Genomic DNA, 21660 nt, shown 5'->3' on the forward strand with positions numbered 1-21660 from the left:
GGCACGACCGGCGGTTGAGAGGAAAAAGGAAAGGGTCAGCAGAGCGTAACGGGCAAGGTCAGGGTATCCAGGGCATCTTCGAGCGCCGTGAGCAAGGCTGCCTCACGGGGGATCTCGAAATGCCCGCACGGCAGCACGTCACCGGCCAACGGCTGACCGATCTGCTGCGCCAGGGCCTGACGCTCGGCATCGCGACCCGGCACCCACCAGCTGACGGGTTCTACCCCCACTTCGCGGCAGCGCGGCAACCGCACCGACAACTGCTTGAGCTTGCGGGCCACCACGAACACATTGACCAGCTCGTCACTGCCCAACGCCGCATAGGCCGACCGGGCCGCCTCACTGCCGTCGCGCTGGACGACCATCTGCGCCATCAGCCGGCGAATGGTCTCCGGGCTTTCTGGCCCGTCCGCGGCCGGTACCGTGACACCTGGCAGCATCACCCCGGCGAAGGACTGCAAGTCCTCCAGCCAGTCGTCGTGCTCGCCGTGGCGGGCAGACGGCACGAAGCTGTCGAGCAAGCCGACGAAGGCCACCTGCTGGCCCTGCGCTTGAAGCTCGGCCGCCATCAACAACGCCAGGGTCCCACCCAGCGACCAACCGGCCAAGTGATAAGGCCCCTGGGGCTGGGCCTGACGCAGGTAAGTGACGTAGTCCCGCGCCATGCTCTCCAGCGAGTCGTCCTGCCACTGCGCATCGAGCAGCATGCGGTTGCTGATGGCGACCAGCGTGCGTTTGCCATTCAGGCGCCGGGCCAGCGGCTCGTAGTCGAACACAGTGCCGAATCCTGCGTGCACGCAGAACAACGGCGGCACCTGCTCGACAGCACTGTTGAGGGTCAGCAGCGGCGACGCCGAGGCACTGTCGCCTGCCCCCGTCAGCTGGCCGATGGTCGGCTTCTGCACCAGGTCGCGCAGCTTCAGGTTCAACCCCAGCGCTTTCAGGCGCCGCGCCTTGGCGATCACCTGCAAACTCAGGATCGAATCACCGCCCAGGTCATAGAAGTTGTCCGTCAGGCCGACTCGCTCGACTTTCAGCACGGCTTGCCAGATCTCGGCCAGGGCCGTTTGCAGTTCAGTCCGTGGCGCGACGAAGTCATCACCCTGGCGCACGGATTCAGGTGCTGGCAGCGCCTTGCGGTCGACCTTGCCGTTGGGGGTCAGTGGCAAGCGCTCAAGCACCACCCATTGGGCAGGCACCATGTAGTCCGGCAGGCTGCGCTGCAGTTGCGCCCGCAGTGTCTCGCCCAGGCCCGTTGCCTGACCGCTGCCCGCCACCACGTAGGCGACCAGTTGCTTGCCGCTCCCCCCCTCGCGGGCCACCACCACGGCATCGGCCACGGTCGGCGCCTGGCGCAGGCACGCCTCGATCTCGCCCAGCTCGATGCGGAAACCGCGAATCTTCACCTGGTTGTCGATACGGCCCAGGTAGTCGTAGACACCGTCGGCGCGCTGGCGCACCAGGTCGCCGGTGCGATACAGACGGTCGCCGGGGCCACCGAACGGGTCGGCGACGAAACGCTCGGCGCTTTGTCCGGCACGGTCCAGGTAACCACGGGCCAGGCCCTCGCCGCCCAGGTAAAGTTCACCGGCAGCGCCGACCGGCAATGGGTTAAGGTCCTGGTCGAGCACATACCCGACCCGCGCCCCGACGCAGCGCCCGATCGGCGCATAGGCCGCGTCGCACGCCTGGCCTTCGGCCGCCTTCCACAGCAGTGGCGTCACCACCGTTTCGGTCGGGCCATAGCCGTTGATGATGTAGCGCGGCTGCAAAGCGCGGCGCGCCTGGTCGTAACTGGACTGTGGCACGGCGTCGCCACCGAAGCAGTAGACCCGCACCGCCGGCGGGTGACCGGCCTGCTCAGCATGATCTGCCAGCTGTTGCAGGTAGGCCGGTGGGAACGCAGCCACGGTGACCCCGTGGCGTTGCATCGCCTGGTAGGTATGCTCCGGCGTCCACAGCGCGTCGTCGCGCAACAACAGGCTGCCGCCATGGGTCAGGGTAGTCAGCCATCGCTCATGGGCACCGTCGAAGGCAAACGACATGAAGTGCAGCTCGCAGTCCTGCGGGCTCATCTCGTACAGCTCGCCGATGGCCCGGCAATGCATGGCCAGCGGGCCATGGCTGACCGCCACGCCTTTGGGCTTGCCGGTAGAGCCGGAGGTATAGATCACATAGGCCAGGCTATGGGCGTGCAGTTCGACCTGCGGCGCCGTGTGCGGCTGTGCGTCCAGTGCCAGGGTATCGAGGCTCAGCACCTGCAGCGTCGCGGGCACCGGCAAACGCGGCAGCAAAGACGACTCGCTCAGCAGCAAGGCGATGCCCGAGTCGTGGATCAGGTACTCCAGGCGCTCACGCGGATAGCTGGCATCCAGCGGCACATACGCCGCGCCAGCCTTGAGCACCGCCAGCAAGGCGATCACCTGCCCGGCGTTGCGCGGCATCGCCACGCCTACGCGGATCTCGGAGCCAACGCCACGGGCAATCAGCGCATGGGCCAGGGCATTGGCACGGCGGTCGAGCTCGGTGAAGTTCAGTACCTGCTCGCCAACTCGCAACGCCGGCTGCTGTCCCTGGCTCAGGGCCAACTGGGCGATACGCTGGTGCACAGGCACGAAGGCCGGCTCGTCCGACGGCGCTGGCATGCGGGTCGCAGCGAGCTGGTCCGTGCCTTCGGGCAGGCCGATCTCGCCAAGCAAGCGATCGGCGTCGCTGGCCAGCCGTGTCAGCAAGCCCTGCATGTTGGCCCGGATCGACGCCACTGCCGCCTCGCTGAAGTGCTCGCGCATGTACATGTATTCGATCACCAGGCCTTCTTCGAGGGTGACCATCAGGTCCATCGGGAAGTGGGTGACACCCGCGCTTTGCAGGTCGCCGAAACGCAGCGATTCGCCGCTCCCTTCGCGCAGGGTGCGATCCACCGGCTGGTTCTCGAACACGATGATGCTGTCGAACAACGACTGGCCCCCACGGCCCGACCAGCGCTGGATGTCGCTCAGCGGCGTGTATTCGAACTCGCGCATCTCCAGGTTGTAGTCCTGCAACGCGCGCAGCCACTGGCCGACCGACTGGCCTGGCGCAATTTCCTGGATCACCGGCAAGGTGTTGATGAACAGGCCAAGGATACGCTCGCTGTGTGCCAGGCTCGCCGGACGACCGGCCATGGTGGCACCGAAGGCCACGGTGCGCTGCCCGCTGTAGCGGCTGAGCAGCAACAGCCAGGCGCCCTGCACCAGGGTGTTGAGGGTGACCTGCTGGGCCTTGGCGAACGCCTTGAGCCGCTCGGTGGCGGGGGCATCCAGGCGGGTGTACAGCGCATGATGGCCCTGCCCTGCTGGTTGCACCGGGAAGCCGTTGACCAGGTAGGTCGGCTCGTCCAGTCGCGCCAACTGATGGCGCCAGAAGCCTTCGGCAGCGTCGGCGTCCTGGGCGCGCAGCCAGGCGATGTAGTTGCCATAGGCGACCACCGGCTCGAGCGACTTCCCAGCGTAGTGGGCCAGCACCTCGCCCATCAGCTGCGAAGTGCTCCAGCCGTCGATGAGGATGTGGTGATAGGTCCAGATCAACTGATGGCTGTCCTCGCCAGTGCGCACCAGTACCAGGCGCTGCAACGGCGGTGACTCGAGGGCGAAGCCACGCTTGCGCTCGGCCTCGGCCAGCGCCTGGACCCGCGTCTCGATGTCGTATTCGCTGCGCCAGTCGTAGCGGGTCAACGGTACCGGCAGCTCGGCCATCACGAACTGTAGCGGCGCTTCCAGGTCCTGCCACAGGAAGCCCGTGCGCAGCACCGCGTGACGCTGGCTGACGGCGGCCCAGGCGGCGGCGAATCGCTCGGCATCCAGACCCTGCACAGGGATGCTCAATTGATTGACGTACAGGTCAGCTTCTGGGGTGTTCAGGCCTAGGAACAGCATGCCCTTCTGCATCGGCGACAGGCTGTAGAGTGCCTCGACTCGCCCATGCTCGATCGGCAACGCCGCCACTTGCGCCTCGCTCAGGTCATGCAGCACCAACGCCGGGGCTTGCGTGTCCGCCAGCGGGTCACGGCAGTCGCAGCACAGCGCCAGTTTCTCGATGGTCTGCTGCTGGAACAGGTCCTTGGCGCTGAAGGCAAGACCCGCCTGACGCGCGCGGCTGACCAACTGGATGGAGATGATCGAGTCGCCGCCCAGGGCAAAGAAATTGTCGGTGACACCGACGTGCTCCAGCCCCAATACGTCCTGCCAGATCTGCACCAGGCTGGCTTCCAGAGCGTTGCGCGGCGCCACCTGGGCAGCAGCGCCTGCGCTGGAATCCGGGCGCGGCAAAGCCTTGCGGTCGAGCTTGCCATTGGGGCTGAGCGGCATGCGCGCCAGCACCAAGGTCTGGGTCGGCACCATGTAGTCCGGCAGGTCACGCGCCAACGCCTGGCTAAGCGTCTCGTGCAACTCCAGCTGTGCCTGCACATCGTTCAGCAGGTTGGCGTCGCTGGGCACCAGGTAGGTGACCAGACGCTTGCTGCCATTGAGGTCGACGGCGAGTACCACGGCCTCGCGAACCTGCGGTTGCTCCAGCAGTCGCGATTCGATCTCGCCCAGTTCGATGCGCAAACCGCGCATTTTCACCTGGTGATCGCTGCGGCCCAGATACTCGATGACCCCATCAGCGCGCTGACGGCACAGGTCGCCCGTGCGATAAAGGCGTGCACCGGACACGAACGGGCTGGCCACGAAACGCTCGGCGGTCAGGGACGGGCGGCGGTGGTAGCCACGGGCAAGCCCAGTACCGGCCAGGTACAGCTCGCCAGTCACACCAACCGGCACCGGTGCCAGTTCACCGTCGAGCACATAGGTGGCCAGGTTGGCGATGGGCTGGCCGATGGGCACGGTGTCGGCACCTTCGTCGCGGCAGCTCCAGTGAGTGACGTCGATGGCCGCCTCGGTCGGACCATAGAGGTTGTACAACCCCACCTGAGGCAGGCGCTCGAATACCCGCTGCTGGGCATCGACCTGCAACGCTTCGCCACTGCACATGATCTGTCGCAGGCTGGCGCAGCCGGACAACTCAGGATGCTGCATGAAGGCCTGGAGCATGGAGGGGACGAAGTGCAAGGTGGTGACCTGCTGCGCCTCGATCAGTGCTACCAGGCGCGCGGGATCACGATGATCGCCAGGCGCCGCCATTACCAGGCGCGCGCCGGTCATCAGCGGCCAGAAGAATTCCCACACCGACACGTCGAAGCTGAACGGGGTCTTTTGCAACACGCAGTCCTGGGACGTCAGTGGGTAGGCTTGCTGCATCCAGTACAGCCGGTTGCCCAGGCCACGGTGGGGGTTACCGGCGCCTTTTGGCTTGCCGGTGGAGCCGGAGGTGTAGATCACATAGGCAAGGTTCTCAGGGCTTAGCACGACTTGGGGGTCGCCGAGCTCGACGCCTTCGTGCAGCTCGGCACACCCTTCCAGCGTCAGCACGCGCAACGCATCGCCAACCGGCAGGGTGGCGAGCAGATGAGCCTGGGTCAGCAGCAGCTCAATGCCGCTGTCCTCGATCATGTAGGCCAGGCGGTGCTGCGGGTACTCGGGGTCGAGCGGCACGTAGGCGCCGCCGGCCTTGAGGATGGCCAGCAGGGCGATGACCATTTCCAGGCTGCGTTCGGCAGCCACGCCGACCAGCACGTCAGGGCCAACGCCGCTGGCGGTAAGGTCCAAGGCCAGCCGGTTGGCACATTGGTTGAGTGCGTGGTAGCTCAGGCTGTGCGCTCCACTGACCACGGCGATCGCCTCGGGCTGCACCTGGGCTTGACGCTCGAACAGCCGGTGCACGGCGAATTCCTCGGGGTAACGCACCTCAGTGGCGTTCCACTGACGGATGACACGCTCGTGCTCATCGGCGTCCAGCACCTGGAATTCGCCCACGGCCCGCCCGGGGTTGCCAGTCATCTGCGAGAGCAGGCGCGCCATTTGACCAAGCAAGCGCTCGACGCTGGCTTCACCGACACAGGCGCGGTCGTAGTTGATGTTGAGCGACAGGGTGTGGCCCAGGTTCACTGCCAGGGTCAGTGGGTAGTTGGTCTGTTCATGAACGTCCACCTCGCCGAAGACCAGGCTTTGCGGCGCCCCTTCCTGCAAGGCTTGCGCCACCGGGTAGTTCTCGAACACCAACAGGTTGTCGAACAGCGACTGTCCTTCCAGGCCGGCCCAGCGCTGCACGTCGAACAGCGCGGTGTGCTCATGCTCACGCAGGGCCAGGTTGTCGTCCTGCAGCGCCTGCAGCCAGGCGCTCAGGGGCATGTCCGGGCGAATCGGGGCAATCACCGGCAAGGTGTTGATGAACAGGCCGATCTGGTGTTCGACGCCCTTGAGCTCTGCCGGGCGGCCCGCCACGGTGGCCCCGAAGACCACGGTGTCGAGGCCAGTGTAGCGCTGCAACAGCAGCAACCAGGCAGCTTGCACCAGGGTGTTGAGGGTCACCCGCTGCTGGCGGGCAAAGTCGGCCAGTTGCTGGGTGCTCGCCAAGTCCAGCAGGCGGGCGCAGTGACCCTGGCCACTCAGCCCAGGCAACTTGCCCCCGGCCATGGCCGGCACCAGCCGGGTTGGCTCGCCTAGGTGGCGCAGTCGCCCCTCCCAGAACGCCTTGCCACGCTCCGCGTCACGCTGCTGCAGCCAGGCGATGTAATCGCGGAAACGCCCCGGCTGATGCTGCGCGGGCTGGCCGGAATAGTCCTGCAGCACCTCGCCCAGCAATTGCGAGTTGCTCCAGCCGTCCATCAGCACGTGGTGGTTGGTGTAGATCACCTGGTAGCTGTCCTCGCCGGTGCGTACCAGCACCAGGCGCAGCAAAGGTGCCTGGGCGACGTCAAAACCGCGTTCACGCTCGCTGGCCAGCAATGCGGCAAGGCGCGCTGGCTGGTCGGCCTCCTGGCGCCAGTCGTGCTCGGCGAATGGCAGTTGCAGGTGCTTGCGCACCACCTGTACCGGCTGCTCGAACAGCCCACCCCAGACAAAGCCCGTGCGCAGAATGTCGTGACGATCGAGCATCGCCTGCCAGGCCTGGACGAAACGCTGCGGATCGAGCCCGCGCACTTCCAGGCACAGTTGATTGATGTAGTGCCCGTCGCCTTGTTCATAAAGGCTGTGGAACAGCATGCCCTGTTGCATCGGCGACAGCGGGTAGATGTCCTCGATCTGCCCGGCCTCCAGGGCCAGGCTGTCCAGCTGCGCCTGGCTCAGGCGGGCCAACGGGAAGTCCGATGGCGTCACGCCCTGGCTACCGGCCTGGCAGCAGTGCTCGACCACCCGCCGCAAGGCCGCGCCATAGGCATCGGCCAGCGCCTGCATGTCCTGCCGTTCGAAGCGCTCACCGCTGAAACACCAGTTAAGGCTCAACTCACCGTCATAGACACGACCATTGACGGTCAGCCAATTGCCCAGCGGCGCCGATGGACTTTGCTCTTCGCCCGCCGACTCAGGCGCTGGAGTGAACAGTGCGCCCTGCTCGGCATCGAAACTGCCGTCGAACTGGCCGAGGTAGTTGAACGTCACCCGCGGCACCGGCAGCGCCTCGATGGCCTGACGCACCTCAGCGTCGGCAAGGTAACGCAGGACGCCAAAGCCCAGCCCCTTGTCGGGCGCGGCGCGCAGTTGCTCCTTGATGCGTTTGATCGAGCTGCCCATGTCGGCGGCCGGGGTCAAGTGCACCGGGAACACACTGGTGAACCAGCCCACGGTGCGGGTCAGGTCGATATCGTCGGCCAGTCCCTCACGACCATGGCCCTCGAGCTGGATCAACGCCGAGGCGTCCCCGCTCCAGTCGCACAGCACCTGAGCCAGGGCGGTCAGCAGCAAGTCGTTGACCTGGGTCCGGTAGGCCGCCGGGGCACGTTGCAGCAGTTGGCGGGTGAGCGGCTTGTCGAGCACGGTATGCACGCTCACCGCGTGGCGTTTTTCCTGACTGGCCGCCGGGTTGCGGCACGGCAGGCCTTCAGGGGCGCCCTGCAGGCGCTGTTGCCAGCCTTCGAGCTCCTGCAGCAACCGTGGGCTGCGGGCATGCGCTTGAAGCTGGGCGGCCCAGGCCTGGTATGCACTGGTCTTGGCCGGCAGGCGCACCGCCTGGCCTTGGACGAGCTGCTGATAGGCGCTTTGCAAATCCTCGAACAGGATACGCCAGGACACCCCATCGACCACCAGGTGATGCACGGCCAACAGCAGTCGCTGACTGCCATCGGGCAACGTCGCCAGCACTGCTCGCACCAGCTCGCTGCTGGCCAGGTCGAGGCTGGCCTGGGCCTGGTTGGCCACGGCGTCGAGCGCTTCCAGCGACTCCGGGCTGACCTGCCACAGCAGTTGCGGGCGCGGGCCCGTCTCGCCATGGCTGGCACTCCACACCCCGTCCCGCTCGACAAAACGCAGGCGCAGGGCATCATGGTGGTCGAGCAGCGCGTCCAACGCCCGGCCCAACGCTACAGCGTCAAGCGGCTGGCGAGGTTGCAGCAGCACGGCCTGGTTCCAGTGGTGACGTTCGGCCATCGGCTCGGCGAAGAACGCCTGCTGTACCGGCAGTAGCGTGAGCGGGCCGGTCACTGGCCCTTGGTCGACCCGGGCACTGCCGTCATCGACCAGAGCCACCGTCGCCAGGCCTTCCACGGTCTGGTGCAGGAACAGGTCCTTGGGCGTGAAGCGAATGCCGATTTGCCGCGCCCGGCTCACCACCTGGATGGAGATGATCGAGTCGCCGCCCAGCTCGAAGAAGTTGTCGCTCAAGCCGACCCGTTCAAGCTTGAGCACCGACTGCCAGATCTCGGCGATGCGCCGCTCAAGCTCGGAGCGCGGCGCCACATAGCTGTGTTGCAACATGCTGGCGTCCGGCTTGGGCAAGGCCTTGCGGTCGAGCTTGCCGTTGGGCGTGACCGGGAAGTGATCAAGGAACAGTATGTGGGCCGGCACCATGTAGTCGGGCAGCAGCGCCTTGAGCTGGCTGCGCAGGCGCTCGTCCAATCCTTCGCGAGCGGTGCCAGGCTGGACGATCGCATAGCCGACCAACTGCTTGCCGGTATTGCCGTCCTGGGCCGCGACCACGGCGTCGGCAACTTCGGCCAAGCCTTGCAGACGCGCCTCGACTTCACCCAACTCGATGCGGAAACCACGGATCTTGACCTGGTTGTCGATCCGGCCGAGGTAGTCGAACACGCCATCCTGGCGCTGGCAGACCAGGTCGCCAGTACGATACAGGCGCCCGCCCTGCCCATCGAACGGGTCGGGTACGAAGCGCTCGGCGGTCAGCGAAGGCCGGTCCAGGTAACCACGGGCCAGCCCTTCCCCGCCCAGGTACAGTTCGCCCTTGGCACCGGGCGGCAGCAGGTTCAGTTCAAGGTTGAGAATGCAGGTGCGCCGGTGGCCAATGCGCGTACCGATCGGCGCATACGCCGCCGCACACACATCGTCGGCGGCAGCCTTCCAGATCAGCGGCGTGACCACGGTTTCGGTGGGGCCGTAACCATTGATGATGTACCGCGGGCGCAGCACCCGCTTGACCAGTTCGAAACTCGCCTGCGGTACTGCATCGCCACCAAAGCAGTAGACCCGCACCGCCGGCGGGTTGCCTTCGCGCTCGGCATGTTCGGCCAACTGCTGCAGGTACACCGGAGGGAACGCTGCCACGGTCACGCCATGTTGGTGCATCCGCCGGTAGGTCTGTTCAGGGGTCCACAGGCTGTCGTCACGCACCAGCAGGCGCGCGCCGTGGGTCAGGGCGGTCAGCCAGCGCTCCTGGGCACCGTCGAAGGCGAACGACATGAACAGCAGCTCGCAATCGTCGGCACCCATCTCGTAGCGCTCACCGATGGCGCGACAGTGCATGGCCAGTGGGCCGTGGCTGACCGCCACGCCTTTGGGCTGGCCGGTGGAACCGGAGGTGTAGATCACATAGGCGAGGTTGCGCGGGTCGACGTCGACCTCGGGTGCCAGGGATGGCATGGCGCTCAGGTCGAGGCAGTCGAGCAGCAGCACGGCGGCCTGCTCGGGCACCGGCAGTCGCGCTTGCAGGCGGCTATCGGTGAGCAGCAGGCCAATGCCGGCGTCGCCCATCAGATAGGCCAGGCGCTCGCGGGGGTACTGGGTATCCAGTGGCACGTAGGCGGCACCGGCCTTGAACACCGCCAGCAGCGCCACGATCATCTGTTCACTGCGCGGCAAGGCTACCGCCACCCGGGTTTCAGGACCGACGCCCCGGGCGATCAGCGCATGTGCCAGGCGGTTGGCCTGTTGATCGAGCTGGGCGAACGAAAGGGTCCGCCCGCCAAACACCACGGCAGGCGCATCCGGGCTCAGCCGCGCGTGTTCGGCGATGCGCTGGTGCACCAGCGGCGCCTGGACGTCGCTGGGTGGCTGGCCATCCAGCAGGAGGGTGCGCTGTTCGTCGTCGCTGAGCAGCGGCAAGGCTCCCAAGGTTTGACCAGGGTTGGCAGCGATGCCATGCAGCAGGTTGAGCCAATGATCCACCAGGCGCTGGGCGGTCGCCGGGCTGAACAGGTCGGTGGCGTAGATCAGCTTGGCCGACAGCCCCTCGGGACCTTCCACGGTGTCCAGCGTAAGGTCCAGGTGGGCACTGCGAATCTCCCACTCCAGGCCCTCCACGCTCAGGCCCGGTAGCCGGCCCAGTGACTGGCCGGCGCCGTTGCCTGCGCTCTGGTGGTTGTACATCACCTGGAACAGCGGGTTGTAGCTGAGGCTGCGCTCAGGCTGCAGGGCTTCGACCAACTGCTCGAATGGCAACTCCTGGTGCTGCTGGGCCTGCAGGGTGGTGGCGCGTACCTGTGCGAGCAGGTCGAGGAAGCTCATCTCGCCCTGCAGTTCGGCCTTGATGACCTGGGTGTTGACGAAAAAGCCGATCAGGTGCTCGGTTTCCACCCGGTTACGGTTGGCCAACGGCACGCCGATACGGATGTCCTGCTGGCCGCTGTAGCGGTACAACAGGGTATGGAACGAAGCCAGCAGCACCATGAACAGGCTGGCGCCCTGCGCCTGCGCCAGGGCCTTGAGCTGGTCGCTGAGTACACGGCTGAAGGGTACCTGCAAGCGTGCGCCCTGCAGGCTCTGCACTGCCGGGCGCGGGTAGTCGGTCGGCAGCTCCAACACCGGTTGGGTCGTACCAAGCTGGTCGCGCCAGTAGCTCAACTGGCGTTCCTGCTCACCGGCTTCCATCCAGTGACGCTGCCAGATGGCGTAGTCGGCATACTGGATCGGCAGCGCCGGCAAGTCGATGCTGCCACCACTGCTGAGCGCGGCGTACACCCGGACCAGCTCGTCTACCATGATCTGCATCGACCAACCATCGGAGACGATGTGGTGCTGGGTCAGTACCAGCACATGATCGTCAGCGGCCAGGCGCAGCAGCTTGACCCGCAGCAAGGGGCCGGTGCCGAGGTCGAACGGCCGCAGGGTTTCCGCTTGCACCGCGGCGCGAATCTGTTGGTCGCGCTGCGCGGGGTCGGCCGAGCACGCCAGCGGCTCGGCGACGATGTTCGGCGCGCTCGGCTCGGCGATCACCTGTATCGCCTGGCCATCGTGTTCGTGGAACGTGCTGCGCAGCGGCTCGTGACGGGCGATCAGGTGGGCGAAGGCACCTTCGAGCGCTGCAAGGTCCAGGGTGCCATGCAGGCGTAGCGCGCGCGCAATGGCGTAGGCGCTGCTGTGCGGTTCCAGCTGCCAGATGAACCACTGGCGCTGCTGGGCGAACGACAGCGGTACATGCTCGAAGTGGCCACGGGTGCGGGGGATGGGCAGGTTGGCCGGGGAAATGCCCTCCTGAGCCATTTTCTGCAAGTAGATCCGGCGTTTTTCCAGCGGTAGCAGGATGAAGCGCTCGGCGATCTTCAGTGCAGCTGCGTTATTGTCCATCATGCTTCATCCACCTCATCCAGCAAACTTTCCAGTCGATTCAAACGGTCCGCATCCAGCACGCCAGCGGGCGGCTCCAGGTGATCGACGAATTCATTGAGTACCGGGAACTGGAACATCAACTGCGGTGCGGCGCTGATGCCCAGCTCCAGTTGCAGGCGCGACAGCACGCCCATGACCAAAAGCGAATGGCCGCCCAGTTCGAAGAAGTTGTCGCCCAGCCCTACCCGCTCGACCTTGAGCACGTCTTGCCAGATCTGCGCGACCTGTTCCTGCAGCGGGGTCTGTGGCGCCAGGTACGCCACGTGGGCGGCGTCCAGATCCGGGGCTGGCAGGGCCTGGCGGTCGAGCTTGCCGTTGGCGGTCAGCGGCAAGGCCGCAAGGTTGACCACATGGGCCGGGATCATGTGTTCGGGCAGGTACCGACGCAGGTAAGCCTGCACGTGCTCGCGCAGCCCGCCGGCCTCTGCCGACGCCACCACGTAGGCCACCAGTTGCTGGCCCTGCTGGGTGTCGCGGGCGACCACGGCGGCATCGAGCAACTGCGCCATCCCGCGCAGGCAGGCGGCGACTTCAGCGGGTTCGACCCGGTAACCGCGGATCTTCAGCTGATCGTCGGTACGGCCAAGGGTATGGATAGCGCCGTGGTGGACACGCACCCGGTCGCCGGTGCGGTAAAGCCGCTCGCCCTGGCGAGCCTGCGGGTCGGGGACGAAGCGTTCGGCGGTCAGCCCAGGCCGCCCCAGGTAACCGCGGGCCAGGCTTGGCCCGCCTACGTACAACTCGCCATGCACCCCTTCGGCCACTGCATTGAGCTCAGCATCCAGCAGTTGCAGGCGCACGTTGAACAGCGGGCGCCCCAACGGCACGGGCTGCTGGTGCGCAGCGGCCGGCAGTTCCATGGCAAGCACACCGATGGTGGTTTCGCTAGGACCGTAGTGGTTGACCACCCGGCACGCTGGCGCCAGTTGCCGAACCTGGGCAATCAACTCGACACTGCTGGCTTCGCCTCCCAGCACCAGGCAGCGACGCGGCAGCACCGTGCCCGGCTCTGCCACCTTGAGCAACGATTGCAGGTGCGAAGGCACCAGCTTGATCAAGTCGATCGCTTCGCGACTCATGTAGTGCGCCATGCCCTGCGGGTCCATGGCCAGTTGCTCGTCGAGCAGGTGCAGGCTGCGGCCGCTGCACAGGGCCGCGAACAAGGTGGTGTAGCCCAGGTCGGCGGCCAGGGTGGAGGCCAGCGCCATGTGCTCCACCTCCTCCAGTGGCAGCACCGCCAGCGCCGAAACCAGGTAGTCGGCCAGCGCCCTCTGACTGACCAGCACACCTTTGGGGCGACCGGTGGAGCCTGAAGTGAAGATCACGTAGGCAGCCATGTCGGCATCACGCGGCACGGCTCTCGGTGAACTGCCCTGGGGCAACTGGGCTATCTGTTCGAAGGCAAGGCTGCGCAGGGCGGGCAAGGTGGCGTGTTCAGCCAACCATGCGGCAGGGCCCAGCAACAGACACGCCTGGCTGTCCTCAAGCATTTGCCCGGTACGCGCAGGTTGTGCCCGCATGTCCAGCGGCAGGAATGCGGCACCGGCCTTGAATGCCGCCAGCAGGCCGACCACGAAGTGCGCCGAGCGCTCGGCGGCAATCGCCACCACGGTTTCCGGGCCGACACCGTTGGCTTGCAGGTACACGGCCAGGTCGCCGGCGCGCTGGTCGAGTTCGCCGTAGCTCAGGCGCTGCGCGCCCCACACCAGCGCGACCCTGGACGGATTGGCCCGTGCCTGCGCTTCGAACCGCTGCACGACCTGAAGCGCCTGGCTGTCTGTGCGCACCTCGCCCTGGCACAGGGTGGCCAGCGAGCGACGCGACGCCTCGCTGCCCAGCTGCACCGCGCCGACCGGCTGGGCAGCGTCGGCCACCATCGCCTGCAACAGGCGGTGCCAATCGTCCAACAGGCGCTCGGCGGTGTCACTGTCGAACTGGTCGGCAGCATATACCAGGGTGGCGATCACGCCTTCAGGGGTTTCGACAGTTTCAAGGTTGAGGTCGAACTTGGCCTCCTGAACGTCGGCGGCCAAGGGTTCGATGTTCAAGCCATCGACCACCGGGACCTGCGCCTGGGTGGCCTGGGCGCGATGGTTGAACAGCACCTGGAACAACGGGGTATGGCTCAGGCTGCGCTCAGGCTGCAGGGCTTCGACCAGTTGCTCGAACGGCAGGTCCTGGTGGTCCTGGGCCTGCAAGGTGGTCTGGCGTACCTGCTCGATCAGTTGCCCGAGAGGCAGGCGGCCTTCGACATGGGCACGCATGACCAAGGTGTTGATGAACACGCCGAGCAGGCCTTCGGTTTCCTGGCGGTTACGGTTGGCCACCGGCACACCGACGCGGATATCGTCCTGGCCGCTGTAGCGGTGCAGCAGCGCCTGGAACCCGGCGAGCAAGACCATGAACACCGTCGCCTGATGGCGCTGGGCAAGCTGGCGCAGGCCTTCGCACAACGGTGCCTCCAGTCGCAGTTCACGCTGGCCGCCACGCAGGCTCGGCTGCGCCGGGCGAGCACGGTCGCCCGGCAGTTGCAGCACGGGTTGGCGCTCACCCAGTTGTGAACGCCAGTACTGCAACTGCCGCTCGCGCTCGCCACCCTCCATGCGGTGGCGCTGCCATAGGGCGTAGTCGACGTACTGGATCGGCAAGGCGGCAAAGCCTGGATCACGGCCTTGGACCTCGGCGGCGTAGCTGCGCACCAATTCATCGACCATCACCTGCATCGACCAGCCATCGGACACGATGTGGTGCTGGGTCAGCACCAGCAGGTGGTCCTGCGCGCCCAGCGGCAACAGCGCCACGCGCAGCAACGGCCCACTGACCAGGTCGAACGGCTGGCGCACCTGCTCGTCGATGAAGCGGCTGATTTGCACACTATCATCGACCTGGGCGCGGGCATGGACCTGAAGCTGCACGGGCAGCGTGGCATGCACCACCTGATGCACGCCGTCGGCGTCATGGGCGAAGGTGGTCCGCAGCGGCTCGTGGCGGGCGACCAGCGTGTCGAAACTGGCACGCAAGGCCGGGATGTTCAATGTACCGCGCAGACGCAGGGCACGCGGTAAGTGGTAGGCGGCACTGTAAGGCTGCATCTGCCAGAGGAACCACAGACGCTCCTGGGCATACGACAACGGCAACGCGCCTTCGCGCGGTGCACGGGTGATTGCGGGGCCGCCCCTGGTCTGCAAGGCGTCGAGCATGGCGGCCTGGGCTTGCAAGGTGCTGGTTTCGAAGACCTGGCGCAGGCTTGCCTCGCGGCCCAGTTCGTCACGGATGCGCGACACCAGCTGCGTGACCAGCAGCGAGTGCCCGCCAAGATCGAAAAAGTTGTCGTGCAGGCCGACCCGCTCGAGCTTGAGCAAGGTTTGCCAGATCACAGCCAACTGCTGCTCCAGCGCGGTACGCGGCGCCACATAGTCCTGTTGCGATTGGCTGGCGTCCGGTTCAGGCAGCGCCTTGCGGTCCAGTTTACCGTTTGGGGTCAGCGGCATGGCCGCCACGAACATCACTTGCGCCGGCACCATGTACGCCGGCAACTGCGCCTTGAGCTGGCCTTTGAGCTGCTCGCGAACGGTGTTTTGGGTGATGCTGTCGGCGTCGACCAATGCGGTATCGTGCACCACGACATAACCCACCAACTGATCGCCGCCGATACCAGGCTGGGCGAGCACCGCTGCCTCGCGCACCGCCTCGCAGGCCAGCAAGGCCGATTCGATCTCGCCCAGTTCGATGCGAAAACCGCGAATTTTCACTTGGTGGTCGGCACGACCGATGTACTCGTACTCACCGGCAGCACTCACCCGCGCCACGTCCCCAGTACGGTACAACCGCTCGCCCTGGTTGGAGAACGGATTGGGCAGGAAGCGCTCGGCCGTGAGCGAGGCGCGATGCAGATAACCACGGGCCAGGCCCTGGCCACCGATCATCAACTCACCCGCCACACCCGCGGGTACCGGGCTGAAGTCGGCACCGACCACGTACAGCTGGGTGTTACCGATCGGCTGACCGAGCAGCGGCCGTGGGTGCTCGGCGTCCAGCCGGTAGCGGGCCGACCAGATGGTGGTCTCGGTCGGTCCATAGAGGTTCCATACCGGGCCGATGGCTTCGAGCATGCGCGCAGCCAACGCTGGCGACAGGGCTTCCCCCCCACACAGGCACTTGCAGCCCTGAAGCGCCTGAGTGTCGCCATGGTCGAGCAACATGCGCCAGGTCGAGGGCGTGGCCTGCAGGGCCGTCACCGACCAGCGCCGGGCAAGCGCCAATGCAGCGGCCGGGTCCTGGGCGATGTCCTGGCCGGCCAGCACCACCTGGGCGCCACGGGTCAACGGCAGGTACAGCTCCAGGCCAAAGATATCGAACGAGAAGGTCGTCAGTGACAGCATCCGGTCACCCGCCTCCAGGCCAGGTTGCTGCGCCATGCTGGCGACGAAGTTGGCCAAGGCCTGGTGACTGACCACCACGCCCTTGGGGTTGCCGGTAGAGCCGGAGGTATAGATCACGTAGGCCGCCGATTCGGCAGGCGGGAGCAGTGGCGGGTCATCCTGTGCCAGCGTTGCCTCGGGCAGTCGGTCCAGGCACAGCAACTGCGGGCCACGGCCCTCGAAGCGGGGGGCCAGGGCCTGGTGGGTCAGTAATAGGCCCATGCCGCTGGCGTCGATCATGTAGTCCAGGCGCGCCTGCGGGTAGGTCGGGTCCAGTGGAATGTAAGCCCCCCCTGCCTTGAGAATCGCCAGCAGGCCCACCACCAGGTCCAAACCGCGCTCAACCGACAGGCCTACCCTCACCTCGGGCCCCACACCCAGCGCGATCAGGCGGTGGGCCAACTGGTTGGCGCGCCGATTGAGTGCTGCATAGCTCAGCAGGTTATCGTCGAACGCCAGCGCCGGTGCATCCGGGGTACGCACCGCCTGCGCCGCGAACAGTTGGTGTACCGTCAGTGGCGGCACGGCCAGGGCGGTAGCGTTGTTGCCATCGATCAACCGTTGCAGGTCGTGGGCATCGAACAGCGGCAAGGCATCGACCCGCGCCGAGGCGTCGGCCAGCAGTCCGTGCAGCAGGTTCTGCCAATGGCGGCCCAGGCGCTCTACCGTGGTGCGGGTGAACAGGTCGCTGGCAAACACCAGCGAGGCACCTAGGCCCTCAGGCGTTTCGACGGTTTCCAGGGTCAGGTCGAACTGGGCGGTCTGCTGGCGGGCCTCGAAGTTGCTCACCTCAAGGCCAGGCAAGCGGGTGACCGATGCCGGGTCGAGGTCCTCGCCGCGGTGGTTGTGCATGACCTGGAACAGCGGGCTGTGGCTCATGCTGCGTTGCGGCTGCAGCAGTTCGACCAGTTGTTCGAACGGCAGGTCCTGGTATTGCTGGGCCTGCTGGGTCGCTTGGCGCACCTGGGCCAGCAGCTCGGTGAACGGCCGGCTGCCATCGACCTGCGCACGCAGCACCTGGGTATTGACGAAAAAGCCGATCAGGCGCTCGACCTCGGGCCGGTTGCGCCCGGCCACCGGCACCCCGACCCGCACGTCCTGCTGGCCACTATAGCGGTACAGCAGGGCCTGGAAGGCAGCCAGCAGCAAGGTATAAAGGGTGACGCCTTCGCGCCGGGCCAGCGCCTTGAGGCCCTGGGTCAGCGCCATGGACAGCCGGAAATCCACGCGGTCGCCGCGATAGCTTAGGGCCTGGGGCCGTGGGAAGTCGGTGGGCAGCTCCAGCACCGGCTGCTGGCCGCCGAGTTGTCGCTGCCAATAGGCCTGCTGGCGGTCGCGTTCGCCGGCATCCATCCAGCTACGCTGCCACAGGGCGTAGTCGGCGTACTGCACCGGCAGAGGCGCTAGTACCGCCGGAGTACCCGTCACCCGGGCGCGGTACAGCGTGATCAGCTCGTCGATCATGATACGCATCGACCAGCCATCGGAAACGATATGGTGTTGGACCAGCGACAGCACATGCTGCTGGTCATCCACGCGCAGCAATTTCACCCGCAGCAGTGGCCCCTGGCGCAGGTCGAAGGGCTGCTGGCCGTGAGCCTCGACCAGTTCGGCCACACCTGCCGGGTCAACCACCGTCTGCTGCTCGACCAGGATGCGGGCGTGGGCATCGACCAACTGCACGGCCTGCCCGTCGACCTCGGTGAACCGGGTGCGCAGCGATTCGTGACGAGCGACCAGTTCGTCGAAGGCAGCCTGCAAGGCATCACCATCCAGCGCACCTTGCAGACGCAGCACCGACGACATGGTGTAGGCGCTGCCCTGCGGGTCCAACTGCCAGAGAAACCACAGACGTTCCTGCGCATAGGACAAAAGCAGTGGCTGGGAGGCATCACGCTTGAAGATCGGCGCTATGCCGAACAGATTGATCCCTTTCTTCCCAAGCATCACGGCGAGGGCTTTCCTCTCGGTCAAGGACAGCCCTTCCACCGACTCGATCAACTTTTGCACGCGCAACCCCCAAACTAGGAAATCAGACTTTCAAGCTCTTGTGCTGATAGACGTTTGAGGGCCTCCAAGGATTTAGCCAACTCGTCTTCGACGGGCTGGACGTCTGTTTGCAACTGCTTCACCTGCTCGGCGAACTGCTCGAGGCTGTCACTCTGGAACAGGACCTTGAGTGGCACGTCGAGCCCCAGCTGCTGGCGGATCTGCATCAACATCTGGGTCGCCAGCAGCGAATGGCCGCCGAGGTCGAAGAAGTTGTCGTGCAGGCCGATCCGTTCGAGCTTGAGCAGGGTCTGCCAGACCTGCGCCAACTGTTCCTGCAAGGGGGTCTGCGGCGCCACATAGGCCTGTTGGCGCAGGCTGCTGTCGGGTGTCGGCAAGGCCTTGCGGTCGAGCTTGCCGTTGGGGCTCAGCGGCAGGCTGGTCAGCAGCACCAGGTACGTGGGCACCATGTAGTCGGGCAGCAGACTGCGCAGACGCGCCTTGAGCTGCTCGCCCAACTGCAGCGAATCTGGCTGGTGCGCCACCACATAGGCGGCCAGCTGCGTGTCAGCACCGCTGCCGACCGCCAGCACCGCCGCTTCGCGGACTTCGTCCTGCTCCAGCAGGCGTGCTTCGATCTCGCCCAGCTCGATCCGCAAACCACGAATCTTCACCTGGTGGTCGATGCGCCCCCTGTACTCGATCACCCCGTCGGCGCGCTGGCGGGCCAGGTCGCCGGTGCGGTACAGGCGCTGGCCGGTGCCGAACGGGCTGGCGACGAAGCGCTCGGCGGTCAGCCCCGGACGGCGGTGGTAGCCTCGCGCCAGGCCTTCGCCACCCAGGTACAGCTCGCCCACCAGCCCCGCTGGCAGCGGCGACAGATCGTCGGCCAGCACGTAGGCGCTGAGGTTGGCGATCGGCTGGCCGATGGGCACGCTGTCCAGGCCTTCGTCGCGGCAGGTCCAGTGGGTCACGTCGATGGCGGCCTCGGTCGGGCCATACAGGTTGTACAGTGCAGCGTTGGGCAGCTTGGCGAACACCTGCTGCTGGGCATCGACCTGCAATGCCTCGCCACTGCACACGATGCGCGACAGGCTGGTGCAGCGCGACACCCCTTCATCCTGCAGGAACACCTGCAGCATCGACGGCACGAAGTGCAGCGTGGTGATGCCCTGCTGCTCGATCAACCGCACCAGGCGCGCCGGCTCGCGGTGATCGCCCGGCGCGGCAACGACCAGGCGGGCGCCGACCATCAGTGGCCAGAAGAACTCCCACACCGACACATCGAAACTGAACGGGGTTTTCTGCAGCACGGCATCCGTGGCATCCAGGCCATAGGCCTGCTGCATCCAGCACAGGCGGTTGCTCAGGGCCTTGTGACGGTTGCCGGCCCCCTTGGGTTTGCCGGTGGAGCCGGAGGTGTAGATCACGTAGGCCAGGTTTTCTGGCTGCGGCTGTACGCCGGTAGCCTCGGTGGAGCACGCAAGGTAGTCCTGCTCATCCACATTCAGGACACGCATCGAGGTCGGCACCGGCAGTTGAGCGCGCAGGTGCGATTGAGTCAGCAGCAATGCGATACCGCTGTCCTCGACCATATAGGCCAGGCGCTCGCGCGGGTATTCAGGGTCCAGCGGCACATAGGCGCCACCGGCCTTGAGCACCGCCAGCAGGCTCACCACCATCTCGACACTGCGCTCCATGCAAATACCGACGAGCACATCGGGGCCGACGCCATGCTCGATCAGTCGGTGCGCCAACTGGTTGGCCTGCTGGTCCAGCTCGCGGTAGCTCAACTGGCGGTCGCCGAACACCAACGCAACCGCATCCGGGGTGTTCTGCGCCTGAGCTTCGATCAAGTTGTGGACGCAGGTATCCGACGGGTAATCGACGAAGGTGGCGTTGATGCCCTGCACCCACTGCTGCAACTCGCTGGCATCGCACAATGGCAAGGCTTGCACCCGTTCGCAGGGGTTGGCCACGATGCCCTGCAGCAAGTTGTGCCAATGACCTAGCAGGCGCTCGGCGCTGCAGCGGTCGAACAGGTCGGTGGCGTAGGTCAGGCTGGCCACCAGCCCGGTGGGGCTTTCGACGGTATCCAGGCTCAGGTCGAACTGTGCCGAGCGCTCATCGCGAGTCACCTGCCGCACTTTCAGTCCCGGCACTGCCAGGCGCTGGCCAGCGCCCTCCAGTTGATGGTTGAACATCACCTGGAACAGCGGGCTGTGGCTCATGCTGCGCTGCGGCTGCAGCGCCTGGACCAGTTGCTCGAAGGGCAGGTCCTGATGAGCCTGGGCCTGCTGGGCCGCTTCGCGCACCTGCGCCAGCAAGGCTGTAAAAGGCTGCAGACCGTCGATGCGCGCCTTCATCACCTGGGTGTTGACGAAGAAGCCGATGAGTCGCTCGGTCTCCATTCGGTTACGGTTGGCCACCGGCACGCCCACAAGGATTTCAGCCTGCCCGCTGTAGCGGTGCAACAGTAGCTGGAACGACGCCAGCAACAGCATGAACAGACTCACATCCTGGCGCTGCGCCAACGCTTTGAGCCCATCCAGCAATGCCGGCGCAACGTTCAGGTCGAGCACCGCGCCCTGATGGCTGGCCTGGGTCGGACGTGGCCGGTCGCTGGGCAGGGTCAACACTTCAGGCGCCTCGCCCAGGTGGCCCTTCCAATAAGCCAGCTGGCGATCCCCCTCCCCCGACTCCAGCCATTGGCGTTGCCAGGCGGCATAGTCGGGATACTGGATCGGCACATCGTCCAGTGGCGCGGGCTGGCCCTGCAAGCGGCTGGCGTAGCAGGCAAGCCACTGTTCGACCAGCACGTTGACCGACCAGCCATCGGCGATGCTGTGGTGCAAGGCCAGCACCAGCACATGGTCGTCCGACCCGACGCGCAGCAGATTGATCCGGGCCAGCGGCCCCTGCATCAGGTCGAATGGCTGGCCGGTGCAATGTTCGGCATAGGCCTTGATCGCTGACTCGGTGTCTTCGTTCGCGCCCAGTTCATCGACCACCAGCGTCAGGCGCAGTGCCTCGTCGATCACCTGGCAAACCTGTCCCTGGTGCTCGATGAAGCGTGTGCGCAAGCTGCCCTGATGACGCACCAGGTCGTCAAGGCCGGCCTGCAGCGCAGCCCTGTCGAGGGCACCGTGCAAACGCAGCACTGCCGGGATGTTGTAAGCGCTGCTGGTCGGCTCCAGCTGCCACAGGAAGTGCTGGCGCTGCTGGGCGTAGGACAGCGGCTGCGGCCCCTGCTCCAGAGCCGGCACGATCGGCAGGCGGGCTACGTTGACACCGGCCTGGGCCAGCTTGGCAAACAGCTGCCGACGGCGCTCGCC

Annotated in this window: 2 protein-coding genes and 1 pseudogene; all 3 read right to left on the minus strand. The window is 66.1% G+C overall.

Features of this window, described 5'->3' with window-relative positions; genetic code table 11:
- Window positions 1-35: 35 nt before the first annotated feature.
- Window positions 36-11876, minus strand: coding sequence for an amino acid adenylation domain-containing protein (locus tag VXM67_RS18335; protein WP_367237262.1), 11841 nt, complete (start codon window positions 11874-11876; stop codon window positions 36-38).
- Window positions 11873-18346 carry an amino acid adenylation domain-containing protein gene (locus VXM67_RS18340; protein WP_367237263.1) on the minus strand — a complete coding sequence of 2158 codons (6474 nt, stop codon included), beginning with the start codon at window positions 18344-18346 and terminating at the stop codon, window positions 11873-11875. Before VXM67_RS18340 ends, VXM67_RS18335 begins: the two co-directional genes overlap by 4 nt.
- Before the next feature lie 137 nt (window positions 18347-18483).
- A pseudogene (locus VXM67_RS18345) lies at window positions 18484-21564 on the minus strand (amino acid adenylation domain-containing protein); the annotation flags it as partial.
- Window positions 21565-21660 lie beyond the last annotated feature (96 nt).

Source organism: Pseudomonas sp. Rh2 (assembly GCF_040762985.1).
Classification (GTDB): domain Bacteria; phylum Pseudomonadota; class Gammaproteobacteria; order Pseudomonadales; family Pseudomonadaceae; genus Aquipseudomonas; species Aquipseudomonas taiwanensis.

Excerpts from the sequence above, each read along its gene's own strand:
- VXM67_RS18335 (WP_367237262.1), bottom strand. The coding sequence starts at position 11,876 with ATGATGGACAATAACGCAGCTGCACTGAAGATCGCCGAGCGCTTCATC.